General features: G+C 38.7%; 10 protein-coding genes. 7 read left to right on the top strand and 3 right to left on the bottom strand.

The window, feature by feature from the left end; all coding sequences use genetic code 11:
* The first annotated feature begins 260 nt into the window (after window positions 1–260).
* The 5 genes from AACQ83_RS15615 (at window position 261) to AACQ83_RS15595 (ending at window position 7,553) form a co-directional block, all read left to right on the top strand.
* On the top strand, window positions 261–1,856 hold the full coding sequence (locus AACQ83_RS15615; RefSeq protein ID WP_112878464.1) for a serine hydrolase domain-containing protein: 1,596 nt from the start codon (window positions 261–263) through the stop codon (window positions 1,854–1,856).
* Window positions 1,857–2,033: 177 nt separating this feature from the next.
* On the top strand, window positions 2,034–3,629 hold the full coding sequence (locus AACQ83_RS15610) for a serine hydrolase domain-containing protein (protein WP_112878463.1): 1,596 nt from the start codon (window positions 2,034–2,036) through the stop codon (window positions 3,627–3,629).
* Between the two features lie 171 nt (window positions 3,630–3,800).
* Window positions 3,801–5,393, top strand: a complete 1,593-nt coding sequence (locus AACQ83_RS15605) for a serine hydrolase domain-containing protein (RefSeq protein ID WP_112878462.1) — start codon at window positions 3,801–3,803, stop codon at window positions 5,391–5,393.
* 535 nt (window positions 5,394–5,928) lie between these two features.
* A complete protein-coding gene (locus tag AACQ83_RS15600; protein ID WP_240000827.1) occupies window positions 5,929–7,386 on the top strand; it encodes an anti-phage dCTP deaminase in 1,458 nt (485 codons plus the stop codon).
* Window positions 7,383–7,553 (top strand): hypothetical protein, encoded by a 171-nt coding sequence (locus AACQ83_RS15595; protein ID WP_158537786.1) that lies wholly within the window; start codon window positions 7,383–7,385, stop codon window positions 7,551–7,553. Before AACQ83_RS15600 ends, AACQ83_RS15595 begins: the two co-directional genes overlap by 4 nt.
* 337 nt (window positions 7,554–7,890) lie before the next feature.
* On the opposite strand, the gene uxuA is transcribed toward AACQ83_RS15595, so the two are convergent.
* From uxuA to AACQ83_RS15580, 3 genes are all read right to left on the bottom strand, one after another.
* On the bottom strand, window positions 7,891–9,078 hold the full coding sequence (gene uxuA / locus AACQ83_RS15590) for a mannonate dehydratase (protein ID WP_112878460.1): 1,188 nt from the start codon (window positions 9,076–9,078) through the stop codon (window positions 7,891–7,893).
* An 85-nt stretch (window positions 9,079–9,163) separates the two neighbouring features.
* Window positions 9,164–9,925, bottom strand: coding sequence for an FCD domain-containing protein (locus tag AACQ83_RS15585; protein ID WP_112878459.1), 762 nt, complete (start codon window positions 9,923–9,925; stop codon window positions 9,164–9,166).
* Between the two features lie 117 nt (window positions 9,926–10,042).
* Window positions 10,043–11,023 (bottom strand): TRAP transporter substrate-binding protein, encoded by a 981-nt coding sequence (locus AACQ83_RS15580; RefSeq protein WP_112878458.1) that lies wholly within the window; start codon window positions 11,021–11,023, stop codon window positions 10,043–10,045.
* A gap of 296 nt (window positions 11,024–11,319) precedes the next feature.
* Here AACQ83_RS15580 and AACQ83_RS15575 point away from each other — a divergent pair, with 296 nt between their 5' ends.
* Both AACQ83_RS15575 and AACQ83_RS15570 read left to right on the top strand, forming a co-directional pair.
* The gene (locus AACQ83_RS15575; protein WP_112878457.1) at window positions 11,320–11,826 is read left to right on the top strand and encodes a TRAP transporter small permease; all 507 of its coding nucleotides are present in this window, start codon (window positions 11,320–11,322) and stop codon (window positions 11,824–11,826) included.
* 27 nt (window positions 11,827–11,853) lie between these two features.
* Window positions 11,854–13,155, top strand: coding sequence for a TRAP transporter large permease (locus AACQ83_RS15570; RefSeq protein ID WP_112878456.1), 1,302 nt, complete (start codon window positions 11,854–11,856; stop codon window positions 13,153–13,155).
* Window positions 13,156–13,195: the final 40 nt, after the last annotated feature.

Below are 13,195 nucleotides of genomic sequence, written 5' to 3'. Positions count from 1 at the left end.
AATGAAATTAATGCTATTGATGGCCTAAAGATATTTCCTATTAGATGCATTTTGTTCCAGGCAGAACTATTATATTTATGTTCTGTCTGTTTTTTGAAAACATCATCTTCCGTAGTTACTTTATATTGCCATTCATACATTAAATGATAGTCATTATTACTTGGATGTTTCCTGTTTACGTCTTACAGTACTGCCCACATATGTATTGCTATTAGGTTGAATATATATGTTCTGTTTTATAACCTTAAATAAGGAAGTTCATGATGGAATCGAAGATATCTACAGATAACATTAACTCTTTTCTCAAGAAAATAGACGAATTGGTTAATATTGAAAATAAAAAAAAGGGTGGAGCATTTGCTGTTGCTGTTACCCACGGCAATAAAACCATTTATCAGCGCTATATCGGAAAGGCTAACATTGAATATACTGTTGCTGTAAAACCTAATACTAAATTCTATTTGGCGAGTGTTTCAAAGCAATTTACTGCTTTTTGCATAGCCTTGTTGGAGAAAGAAGGAAAGCTTTGCGTTAAGGATAAGGTTGGACAATATTTGGATTATTTTCCCGCAGAATTCTCTGATATTACCATTGAGCATCTTATTCACCATACCAGTGGATTACGTGATCAATTTTTACTTTATAGCCTGGCAGGTAAAAATTCAGCCTTTGACCACCGTCATATTGATTTGGTGAGAAAACTGACGCAACGGCAACAAGCGCTTAATTTTACGCCTGGAGAATATTATCTTTATAGCAACACGGGCTATAATTTACTGGCGGAAATAGTCAGAGTGGTTTCAGGTCAATCGCTGAGAGAATATGCAGAAGAAAATGTTTTCGCCCCATTAAAGATGAAAGATACCTTTTTCTATGATGATGTTACCGAGATTATTTTTGACCGGGCAGTGGGGTATTCCTATAACGAGGACTCGAACCGATGGATAAGAGAAGATCTCAACGATGCGGTGGTAGGAGGTTCGGGGCTGTATTCTACAGTGAATGATTTGTGTCTTTGGATGAGAGCGTTTTATTCACCATCGATTGTTCAGGATCTATTGCCTCAATTGTCTCGTACGCCAGATTTAACTAATGGCAATCGTAACGATTATGCTTACGGTTTTGCGATCAATCAACGTGAAGGGCAAAAGATAATACGACATGATGGTGGTTATGGCGGCTTCAGATCAGAAGTTTGTATTTTGCCTGATGCTAAATTAGGTATTACTGTTACTTCTGCAATGAATACTAATGTCTCTAAGTTTGTTCGACAGTGTTTTGATGTATTGTTTAATCCCAATGGTACTAAACTAGAAAAACAGCCTTGTCGGACTCGTGGTATCGATATTACGGGTATTTTCAAAGGAATAAAACCTTATCCTTATATTATTACCAAAGAAGATTGTTATTTATTAGGTAATTTATTCGAGAAAGGCAATCCGATTATCTTTAACTCTGATGGAACATTCCAAGAGGAGGATGGGAAAATCCGGTTCAGACCTGTTATTGAAAATGACAGTGTTATTGCATTGGAACAGATTAATGAAAATGGCAATGTTTTTTATCTTAAAAAGAGGGTTGATGACGGAGGTATCGATATTCAGCGATTTGCAGGGCGATATTATAGTCATGAAACAGAAGCAACGATTACTGTTTCCGCTTCTGGCGATGGGATTTATATTGATGGGGTAATTTATATTGGTAAAAAGGAAGTCTTGCGGCGGATTTACGGGAATAGTTATTTCTCTCCCAGTACTGAACTGATTATTGATTTTGAATTAGATACTGATGCCAATAAATCTCATCTCTATATCAGTAATTCACGTTGTTGGAAGATAGAATTTGTCGCAGTTTAATTTATAAAGTGATATACCCTATGGATTTCAAGATGCATCGAGACGGCAAGGGAGCGAATCCCCGGGAGCATAGGTAACGATGTGACCGAGTGCAGCCAACAAAGAGGCAACTTGAAAGATAACGGGTATATCAGATCGTATATATGCTCTGTCTTATAACCTTAAATAAGGAAGTTCATGATGGAATCAACGATATCTAGAGATAATATTAAATCTCTTCTTAAGAAAATAGACAATTTAATTGATATTGAAAATAAGAAAAAGGGTGGCGCTCTCGCAGTTGCTGTTACCTACGGCAATAAAACTATTTATCAGCGCCATATAGGAAAGGCTAACATCGAACATACTGTGGCGGTAAAACCTAATACTAAATTCTATTTAGCGAGTGTTTCAAAACAATTCACCGCTTTTTGCATAGCTTTGTTGGAGAAAGCAGGAAAGCTCAGCGTCAAGGATAAAGTTGGACAATATTTGGATTATTTTCCTGCGCACTTCTCTGATATTACCATTGAACATCTTATTCACCATACCAGTGGATTACAGGATCAATTTGGGCTTTATAATCTGGCAGGTAAAAACTCGGACTTTGACCACCGTCATATTGATTTGGTGAGAAAAATGGTTCAACGGCAACAAATGCTTAATTTTATGCCTGGAGAATATTATCTCTATAGTAATACGGGCTATAATTTATTAGCGGAAATAGTCAGGGTGGTTTCAGGTAAATCATTGAGAGAATATGCGGAAGAAAATGTTTTCGCCCCATTAAAGATGAAAAATACCTTTTTCTATGATGATATAACCGAGATTATCTCTGATCGGGCAATGGGTTATGCTTATAACGAGGCGTCGCGCCAGTGGAGAAGATATGATCTCAATGATGCGGTGGTTGGTGGTTCAGGGCTTTATTCTACGGTAAATGATTTGTGTCGTTGGATAAGGGCATTTTATTCGCCATCGATTGTTCAGGAGTTATTGCCTCAGTTATCCCATATGCCAGATCTAACTAATGGCGATCGTAACAATTATGCCTACGGTTTGATTATTAGCCAACGTGAAGGGCAAACGATAATGCGACATGGTGGTTCTTATAGTGGTTTCAAATCAGAAATGTGCATTTTGCCTGATGCTAAATTAGGTATCGCTATTACCTCCGCAGCAAATACTAATGTCTATAAGTTTATCAGGCAGTGTCTTGATGCGTTGTTTAATACCGGTGTTCCTGAACCAAACAAACAGCCTTGTCGGACCAGTAATATTGATATTACCGGTATTTTCAAAGGAATGGAGCCATTTCCTTATATTATTACCAAAGAAGATTGCTATTTATTAGGTAATTTGTTCGAAAAAGGCAATCCGATTATCTTTAACGCGGATGGCACATTTCAAGAGGAAGGTGGGCAAATCCGCTTCAAACCTATCATTGAAAATGACCGTGTTATTGCATTAGAACAGATTAATGAAAATGGCAATATTTTTTATTTGAAAAAAATGATCGATAAAGGTGATATCGATATTCATCGATTGTCAGGGCGTTATTATAATCATGAAACAGAATCGATTATCAATATTGAAGTATTAGGTAATGAGATTTATATTGATGCAATTATCTTACCGGGAAAGAGAGAAGCTTTACGGTGGATTTATGGGAACAGTTATTTTCTTCCGGCGACAGAGTTGATTATTGATTTTGAATTTAACTCTGATACAAATGAACCTCGTGTTTATGTTAATGATGGATATTGTTGGAAGATAGAATTCGTCTTGGTTTAATTGATAGGGTTGTAAATATGAATTAAGAACCGTGTTTTTTTGGAAGGATGGATTGAATTATATTAGATTGTAATTATCTTAGATGGAATTTTCATATTCGTGTTCTGCCCTGTTACACCGTATTATCAGACTATATATATTCTGTTTATATAACCTTAAGTAAGGAAATTAATGATGAAATTGACGATATCTAGAGATAATATTAAGTCTCTTCTTAATAAAATAGATAATTTAATTGATATTGAAAATAAGAAAAAAGGTGGCGCTCTCGCAGTTGCTATTACCCACGGAAATGAAACCATTTATAAGCGCTATATCGGGCAATCTAGCATTGAACATTCTGCTGCTGTAACCCCAAATACGAAATTCTATATGGCGAGTGTCTCAAAACAATTCACCGCCTTTTGTATTGCTTTGCTGGAAAAAGAAGGAAAGCTCAACGTCAAGGATAAAGTTGGAAAATATGTGGATTATTTCCCAGCACATTTCTCTGATATTACTATTGAGCATCTTATTCATCATACCAGTGGGTTACGGGATAAATATGTTCCTTATGGCTTGGCAGGTAAAAACTCAGATTTTGACCACCGCAGTATGGATTTATTGAGAAAACTGATTCAACGGCAACGAAAGCTTAATTTTACGCCTGGGGAATATTTTCGCTATAGCAATACGGGTTATAATTTGTTGGCGGAAATTATCAAAGTGGTTTCAGGTAAATCGTTAAGAGAATATGCGAAAGAAAATATTTTTATTCCATTAAAGATGAATAATACCTCTTTCTATGATGAGGTGACTGAGGTTATTTCAGACCGGGCAATAGGTTATGTCTACAACGAAGATGCAAATCAATGGATAAGATCGGATCATAACGATTCAACTATAGGGAGTGCGGGGCTACGTTCTACAGTCAGTGATTTATGTCGCTGGATGAAAGCATTTTATTCACCATCGATTGTTCGGGATATGTTGCCGCAATTATCCCATACACCAAATTTAACCAATGGCAATCGTAACAATTATGCTTACGGTTTGATGCTTAGCCAACGTGAAGGGCAAAAGATAATACGTCACGATGGTTCTTATGGTGGTTTTAAAGCTGAGGTTTGTGTTTTACCTGATATTAAATTAGGTATCGTGATTACTGCTGCAACAGGTATTAATACCGTTGAATTGACTAATCAATGTCTTAATGTATTATTTAATACTGATATGACTGAGCCAGAGCATTGTCGAACCAGTAATATTGATATCACCGGTATGTTCAAAGGGGCAGATCCCTATCCCTATATTATTACTAAGGAAGAAGATTGCTATTTACTAGGTAATTTATTCGAGAAAGGTAATCCGATAACCTTTAACGCTGATGGAACATTCCAAGAGAAGGGTGGAGAAATTCGATTCAGACCTGTCATTGAAAATAATAGTGTTATCGCACTGGAGCAGATTGATGAAAATGGCAATGTTTTTTATTTGAGGAAAATGACTGATAAAGGTGATATTGATATTCAGCGATTATCAGGTCGATATTATAATCATGAAACAGAATCAATGATTAATATTGAAGTATCGGGTGATGAGATTTATATTGAGGCGGTTATCTTGCCTGGGGAAAAAGAAGTCTTACGGTGGGTTTACGAAAATAGTTATTTTCATCCCAGTACTCAACTTATTGTTGATTTCGAATGGAATTCTGATACGGATAAACCTCGCCTTTATCTCAATGATTCACGTTGCTGGAAGATAGAGTTTATCTCAGTTTAGTTTAATTGATAGGATTGTAAATATGAATTAAGAACTGTATTTTTCTAGAAAGATGAGGGAATTAGATTGAGATCATAAAGATATTTTCTATTTAATCTATTTATTTTCAGGCGGAACTATTATGACGATGTTCTGCCTGTCCGACCTGATTGTGATATTTTAATTGCTTCATAGATTGTTTTTGGTTTATATTCTCATCGTCCTTGATAGGTTAAGGATACACCTTCCCTCTAATTAGAGATAAAATTTAGTTTTTATTATAATAGAAGGGAGGTAAATTTATGGAAAAGGGTAAATTATGTGATGTTAGTTCATATTTCCTAACCTAGTGTTAGAAGAATAGTTTAAATCAGAATGTACAGTGTATAGTAAATGAAAAATCTATATTTAGCTACGAAATTATATTTGTTTGAATGTTATTGTCAATTTTTTATAAATGTAATTAACGGCTATTTTAAATAGAGCAGAACGATAATAGGAATAAATATTTAACATGGTTACTATAAATAAAACATATCTATCTGGGAATGATCAGATGTCTCCTGATTTTGATTCTGAGATCGTTATTGGGTTAGTTGGTGCTGTAGGAACGGATTTGGATATAATTAAAGACTCTATAACACAGAAGCTTAATGCGTTCAGATATGATGTACAGGAGATAAGAATATCTTCTGAAATTATTTCAGTATTAAGAGATATTCCCTCAACGAAGGATAATTATGAAAGGATAAGTTGTTTAATGTCGGAGGGTAATTATTTAAGAGAGATTAGTCAGGATAATTCTATATTGGCATTAGCTGCGGTAGCAGAAATAAATAAAAGAAGAGAGAAGAAGCGCTTTTTATCAATACCGTCTATTAGGAGGGCGTATATTATACATTCTCTCAAACACCCGGATGAAGTCAATGCATTAAGGGAGATTTATGCAAATGGGTTTTTCCTGATAGGTGTATATACGAGTGAATTTCAGAGATTGAGAAATCTTACCGTTGATAAATGTATTGATGAAGTAAAGGCTAGAGAATTGATTAATCGTGATTCCGATGAAGGGAATAAATGGGGGCAGCATACCAGAGATACTTATGAGTTATCTGATTTTTTTGTAAGCTATGATGGAAATAAAAACAGGACCGACAATAATATATGGAGAATATTAGATCTTATTTTTGGTAATCCATATGTTACTCCAACCTTTGATGAGTATGCTATGTTTATGGCTTTTTCTGCTTCGTTACGATCTGGAGATCTTTCCCGCCAGGTTGGTGCTGTATTAACGAAAGATAAGAGCATAATCTCAACTGGGGCTAATGATGTGCCACGGTTCGGCGGGGGATTATATTGGCCTGATTATGTGGGAGATATAATCGAAGATGCTGAAAATGGTAGAGATTATAAAATAGGCGAAGATTCAAACGCGAAACAGAAAAGATTAATTATTGAAGATATACTTAAAGATATTGTGGATGAAAAAAAAGAAGTATTTAAGGAATATCTCCTGCAAAGCAAGATAAAGGATATTACCGAATATGGAAGGGTTGTACATGCTGAAATGGAAGCAATCTTGGCATGTGCGAGAAGTAATATTAGTACTCATAATGGGATATTATATTGTACTACGTTTCCTTGTCATAATTGTGCAAAACATATTGTTGCTAGTGGTATAAGGCGAGTTGTATATATTGAACCTTATCCTAAAAGTAAAGCTTTTGATTTCCATGTTGATTCTATTTCAACACCTGAAGATGAATCTTCTGATAATAAAGTGATTTTTGAACCATTTGTGGGTGTTGGGCCTCGCTGTTTCTTTAATTTGTTTTCAACAAATTTGGGGATAGGATATAAAATAAAAAGAAAAAATAAGGATGGTAAAGTTATTAAATGGTATAGGAAGGATGGAAGGTTGAGGATGAAGATGCTATCATTATCTTATATAGAAAAAGAGACCGAGTCAGCAGCTAACGTGAATAATTTAATAAAGGAGTTAAAAAAATGACTAAGAGAGAAGAGTTCTTAGCTTATTTAAATGAAGCGAGTAAAATAGTTGAACAATGGCCAGATTGGAAGAAAGGTGGATTGAAATCCTTTCGTAATCCGCAGACATCTGGTGAAGATAAGTCTAAGGTTTATACGACAGATGAAGCTAAAAATAAATTGGCATAACCTATTATTATTTATTGTAAAATATGTGGTCCGATAGGAATTTTTTCACTCCAAATTTATATCTTAATAAATCAACTAAAATAATAAATTAAAATTTTAGCTTAAAATGAGCCTGTATATAAAGTTGTAGTCAATTACTTTAATGTAACTTCATCTAAATAAAGTAACCCTTTATAGGGTTACTAATAAATATACCCGTTATCTTTCAAGTTGCCTCTTTGTTGGCTGCACTCGCTCACCCCGGTCACATAGTTACCTATGCTCCCGGGGATTCGCTCCCTTGCCGTCGCGATCCATCTTGAAATCCATAGGGTATATAGCTAATTACTCAAACCCATTATTTATTTTCAAAAAACGCTCTCCTTAAACCTAATTCCAGACCGCGAATTTCTGCCAAACCTTTTAATCGGCCAATACAGGAATAGCCGGGATTAGTCTGTTTTTTCAGGTCATCAATTATTTGATGACCATGGTCAGGGCGCATTGGAATTAAACGATTATCTCCAGCCGCCTTACGGCGATATTCTTCACGCAGGATTTCCATCACTACGTTATACATATCCACATCACCTGCCAGATGAGCGGTTTCATGGAAAGTTTTACTATTTTCTTCCCGTTGGGTAGAACGCAGGTGAGTGAAATAGATTCGGTTGCCATAGCGCTTAATCATCTCAACCAAATCATTATCGCCACGAACGCCGTAGGAACCAGTACACATGGTAATGCCGTTAACCGGGCTTGGTTCAATGGTTGCTAGCCATTCAATATCTTCAATAGTGGAAATAATACGTGGTAAGCCCAGAATAGGACGCGGCGGATCATCCGGGTGAATTGCCAGACGTAAACCATATTCTTCACATACAGGAACAATCTGGTGCAGGAAATAAGCTAAGCGTTCACGCAGTTTATCGCGGGTAATATCTTTGTAGCGATCTAATTGCGCCTGAAATTCTGCTAGCGTATAGCCCTCTTCGGCCCCCGGCAGGCCAGCAATAATATTCGCAGTGAGTTTCTCAATATCAGCAGCAGACAGGTTGTCGTAATAGACTTTTGCCTGAGCTTGTTCTTCGACAGTGTAATCAGCTTCTGCACTTGGACGTTTGAGGATATAGATTTCAAATGCGGCAAAGGCAATTTGATCAAAACGTAGGGCTTTAGAACCATCAGGGAGTGTGTATTCAAGATCGGTGCGTGTCCAGTCCAGCACGGGCATAAAATTATAGCAGACGGTATCGATGCCACATTCCGCCAAATTTTTCAGTGAAGTTTTGTAATTATTAATCCATTGCTGATAGTGACCGGTCTGGGTTTTAATCTCTTCATGAACAGGCACACTTTCAACAACTGACCAGATAAGCCCCTTATTTTCGATGAGGGTTTTGCGAGTCAGGATTTCATCTTTGTTCCAAACATGTCCGTTAGGAATATGGTGTAATGCGGTAACGATGCCGGTTGCACCAGCCTGACGGATATCATCTAAAGAAACAGGGTCATTTGGGCCGAACCAACGCCAGGTTTGTTCCATTGTTATTTACCTTTATGCAAATGCCAGAATGAAAAAAATCCACCAGAATAATTGGATATAAAAAATTATTAATTATTTCGTTAAATTAATTACGCCTCTTTGCTATTTCATAGGGATATGAATTAAAGAGATAACCGTCGAAATAGGGATCATCAACATCAGATAATTCCAGTAAACGTAATTTCACATTCTCCAAATGTTGCCACATGGCTTGTTTCGCTGCCGCCGGATCTTTTTTGATCATGGCGGATAAAATGATCTGATGATCATCCAGCCATTCTTTACGATAATCTTTATCGGTAATTCGCGTGTGCAGTTTCTGCCACATGGGATTATTTTCCCGCCATGCCCAAGATTGTTTAAGCAGTTCAACTAACATACTGTTATGGGTTGCTTCCGCAATCGCCAGATGGAATTCTCTGTCGCCGGATTCATCTTCACCGGAGGCCAAATCTTCGGATTCTTTTTGTAATGCTCGACGCATATTAGCAATGTTATTTGGCGTCACTTGCATGGCGGCAAATTCGGCAATATTACTTTCCAGTAATTGGCGAGCTTGTAATAGCTCGAAAGGTCCTGCTGCGTTAACTGAGCATGAAGAGGAAGTGGGTAGGTGAGGGCGGTTAATAATATAGATCCCGGAACCTTTGCGGACTTCAATAAGGTTTTCTAGTTCGAGCATAATTAATGCTTCACGCACAACGGTTCTGGAAACTCTTAATAATTCAGCAAGTTCTCGCTCTGGAGGTAAGCGATCCCCGATACGATATTGCTGGTTGGCAATCATCTCTCTTAATGAAATGCCAACTTCTTGGTAAGGACGTTTTGGCTCAAGTAAATGCTTCATGGTGTCACTATTGTTGTCGTGATTATCGATGGTGTTGTGTAGATAATAATCAAAAATAGAAATTGGTCAACCAAAAATGCCACTTAAGGGCGAAGGCCAAATGGCCTTCACCAATAATTATCTGACTGCGCGGATGCGCTCCACCATGCGGTAAAGCACTGGGTCGCTTTTCTTAATGTCGTCGTACATCGGTTTGACCGCTTCTTCAAACGATTTTTGATCCACATCGACGAACTTGACTCCAATTTTCTCTGCATTCTGGCGCTCTTTCTCCTCTGATTTTTCCCACAATTGCGTCATATATTGAGAGGAGTTAATGGCAACATTGATGAGAATTTTTTGTTGCTCTGCTGACAGCTTATTTAGCGATTTAGTAGAAATAACAAGGACGTCTGGCACCATAGTATGGTTATCCAGCGAGAAGTATCTGGCAACTTCACTGTGACGGCTCAGGCTAAAAGAGGGAATATTATTTTCTGCGGCATCTACCACACCTTGTTGTAGAGCAGTATACAGTTCGCCATAAGCCAGCGGTGTTGGGTTACCACCTAAGTTTTTCACCATAGAAATGGCGGTTGGGCTAGGCTGAACCCGAATTTTCATGCCTTTTAGATCCTCAGGCGTGCGGATAGGTTTTTTGGCGTAGAAGCTGCGAGCGCCGGCTTCATAGTAGGTTATGCCAATAAAGCCACGGTTTTTGCTGGATGTCAGAATCTCTTTACCAATCTCGCCGTTTTTAATCTTTTCGTAATGGGCTTTATCGCGGAACAGATAAGGTAAGTTAAAAGCGGAATAAGCGGGCGAAAAAGCTTCCAGTTCTGCGGCGTTAGATTTAACTAAATCCAGCGCGCCATTTTGCATTAGTTCCATCGATTCCCGTTGGTTACCCAATTGTGCGTCTGGATAGATCCGAATACGAACATCGCCATTCGTTTTTTGGCGAACTTCATCCGCAAACTGAGTCATGGCCTTGTGCACTGCATGATCGCGGTTATGGTTATGGCTGAGTTTTAATGTTGTTACTGCCATAACTTGTGACGCGCCTAAGGCCAATATCGCTCCGATTACAGTAGATAAAATACGCTTAGCATTGCTCATTATTCGTTCTCCAATTGTTGTAAATAGGTTACGGGCACAACTGAACTGACGGTCAAACCATAAGCATCACTTCGGATTTCGTCAAAAAGTAAAAGTAATTTGGTTGACCAATATCACAAAATAATCGGACCAAATGGTGAACCAGTCAGTTTGTGATCCCGCTCACTGGATGTTTTTTTGACCTGGATCTTATAATCCAGGCAACGTAAAGCTTCCTTTACTGATTTTGGTCAGACAGTTTGTCCATTTGGTCAATCAAATAGGGCATCCATTGAGGTCAATAAGGACAAAGCCCCGTGAAAAACCTTGTATATTGCATCAATAAAGGTTTGGCATTTTTTACCGTCAGCCTTTCCGTTTTTTTGGTGTTTTGTGTCACATGGCAGGTGGTTTCCCGCTATGTGTTTGGTACGCCGAGTACGGTAACCGATGAACTCGCTCGTTATCTGTTTATGTGGGTTGCCATGATTGGCGCGGCATATACCACAGGTCAACATCGTCATTTAGCTATCGACTTGTTAACGATAAAACTTAAGGGAACAGGAAAAAATAGTGTGGGTTTGGTGATCCAGGCCGCGATCGCTCTGTTTGCTTCGATCGTATTGGTGTATGGCGGATCGGTACTGGTGATCTCAACCCTTGAAACCGGGCAGATCACTCCCGCGCTGGGATTACAGATGGGATATGTCTATTTATGTCTGCCAATTAGCGGTGTTCTGATGATTTGCTATGTGTTGGTAGACATTATTGCTCTGATTCGGAATTTTTCAGGTAAAGACGCGGTTATTTCTGAAAATCAATAAAGTCACCAGGCAGAAGAGGATGGGCTTATGGATTGGCAAGTGGTTTTAGCGTTGTTTGGTAGTTTTGCCGTGTTGCTGGCACTGGGTGTACCGGTATCCTTTGCGATTGGCTTATCATCATTACTGGCAATTATGATGACTTTGCCACTGGAAGCGGCGATTACCGTGGTTGCGCAACGTATGGCAGTCGGTGTTGATAACTTTTCTTTACTCGCTATCCCGTTTTTTATTCTGGCGGGGAATATGATGAATCAGGGGGGAATTGCTGCCCGTTTGATTAATCTGGCAAAAGTCATAGGTGGCCGTTTGCCCGGTTCTCTGGTGCACGTCAATATTATGGCGAATATGTTTTTCGGTGCGATTTCGGGTTCAGCGGTGGCATCGGCTGCGGCGGTCGGTGGAACGATGGCGCCGATGCAGAAAAAAGAGGGTTATGAGCCGGAATATTCTGCTGCGGTAAACATTGCTTCCTGCCCTGCCGGTTTGTTGATCCCGCCAAGTAACACCTTGATTGTTTACTCACTGGTTTCTGGTGGCACATCAATTGCGGCGCTGTTTTTGGCAGGTTATATTCCCGGTATTTTGATGGGCCTATCCTTGATGATTGTGGCGGCAATTATTGCCAAACGCCGTGGTTATCCGGTATCACCTAAGCCGACATGGAACGAGTTTTTCACCACATTGGTTCGCGCATTGCCTTCTCTGATGCTGGTTGTGGTTATTATGGGAGGGATCATTGCGGGTATTTTTACCGCCACAGAAGCCTCGGCGATTGCCGTGTTATATAGCTTTGTATTAGCAGTATTGATTTATCGTGAAGTCAGTATCACCCAATTACCCAAAATCATTTTGGATTCTGCGGTGACCACTTCCATTGTTTTGTTGTTGATTGGTGCATCAATGGGCATGTCTTGGGCAATGGCGAATGCGGATCTGCCCTATTTGATCGCTGATGCACTTATGGCGGTTTCTGAAAACCCCCTGGTTATTCTGTTGGTCATTAATCTCATTCTGTTGTTGGTCGGAACCTTTATGGATATGACACCGGCGATTCTGATTTTTACGCCGATTTTCCTGCCAGTAGCGCAGAATATGGGCGTTGATCCGGTACATTTTGGCATCATTATGACCTTTAATCTGGCTATTGGTATCTGTACACCGCCGGTAGGGAGTGCGCTGTTTGTTGGCTGTTCTATCGGTGAAGTCAGCATTAATAAGGTATTGAAACCCTTAGTCCCCATGTATTGCGCTTTGGTTATCGCGTTGATGTTGGTGACCTTTATACCGCAACTGAGCTTGTGGTTGCCTCAGATGTTACTGAATGACTGAGCATTCAGGTAATCCGCGTCATTAAACAGGAATTGTTCTA

Origin of the sequence: Photorhabdus sp. S10-54 (assembly GCF_963878145.1) — a bacterium.
GTDB classification, from domain to species: Bacteria; Pseudomonadota; Gammaproteobacteria; order Enterobacterales; family Enterobacteriaceae; genus Photorhabdus; species Photorhabdus kayaii.
Note: the sequence above shows the minus strand (reverse complement) of the source record. Positions and strands in the feature narration are given on the sequence as shown.

Excerpts from the sequence above, each read along its gene's own strand:
- AACQ83_RS15615 (WP_112878464.1), top strand. The coding sequence starts at position 261 with ATGATGGAATCGAAGATATCTACAGATAACATTAACTCTTTTCTCAAG.
- AACQ83_RS15610 (WP_112878463.1), top strand. The coding sequence starts at position 2,034 with ATGATGGAATCAACGATATCTAGAGATAATATTAAATCTCTTCTTAAG.
- AACQ83_RS15605 (WP_112878462.1), top strand. The coding sequence starts at position 3,801 with ATGATGAAATTGACGATATCTAGAGATAATATTAAGTCTCTTCTTAAT.
- AACQ83_RS15600 (WP_240000827.1), top strand. The coding sequence starts at position 5,929 with ATGTCTCCTGATTTTGATTCTGAGATCGTTATTGGGTTAGTTGGTGCT.
- AACQ83_RS15595 (WP_158537786.1), top strand. The coding sequence starts at position 7,383 with ATGACTAAGAGAGAAGAGTTCTTAGCTTATTTAAATGAAGCGAGTAAA.
- uxuA (WP_112878460.1), bottom strand. The coding sequence starts at position 9,078 with ATGGAACAAACCTGGCGTTGGTTCGGCCCAAATGACCCTGTTTCTTTA.
- AACQ83_RS15585 (WP_112878459.1), bottom strand. The coding sequence starts at position 9,925 with ATGAAGCATTTACTTGAGCCAAAACGTCCTTACCAAGAAGTTGGCATT.
- AACQ83_RS15580 (WP_112878458.1), bottom strand. The coding sequence starts at position 11,023 with ATGAGCAATGCTAAGCGTATTTTATCTACTGTAATCGGAGCGATATTG.
- AACQ83_RS15570 (WP_112878456.1), top strand. The coding sequence starts at position 11,854 with ATGGATTGGCAAGTGGTTTTAGCGTTGTTTGGTAGTTTTGCCGTGTTG.